Below are 395 nucleotides of genomic sequence, written 5' to 3'. Positions count from 1 at the left end.
AGTAAATTTACTAATTTTTAAACTTTTATCTAAAAAGATGACCCCAATATCGGTACTTTGAAGTAAGTTATTGACATCATTTGAGAGTTCGATCAATTTTTGAATTTGATTTTGATATTCCGTATTAACGGTATAAAGTTCTTCGTTGGTACTTTGGAGTTCTTCGTTTGAAGCGATCAATTCTTCATTGATTGCTTGTTGTTCCTCATTGGTTGTTTCTAGTTCTTCATTCGTCGCCTGCAAGTTTTCACGGGTTTGTTGAAGTTCATCTTCAAGGTGTTGGATCTGTTGAAGTGCGGCTTGATCAAGATGATAGGATTGAGGATGATCGATTAACGCAGAAGGTGACTGAACTTCCTGTTTATTTGTGATAACTAGCATATAAAATTCTTCCT

The 395-nt window shown here is 34.7% G+C and carries 1 pseudogene; it reads right to left on the bottom strand.

Annotation, left to right across the window (positions count from 1 at the left end):
- Window positions 1–381, bottom strand: a pseudogene (locus tag M595_RS28615) (hypothetical protein); the annotation flags it as partial.
- Window positions 382–395: the final 14 nt, after the last annotated feature.

It is taken from the genome of Lyngbya aestuarii BL J, from assembly GCF_000478195.2.
GTDB lineage: Bacteria > Cyanobacteriota > Cyanobacteriia > Cyanobacteriales > Microcoleaceae > Capilliphycus > Capilliphycus aestuarii.
The sequence above is the reverse complement of the archived record's forward strand: the minus strand, read 5'-3'. Positions and strand labels throughout refer to the sequence as shown.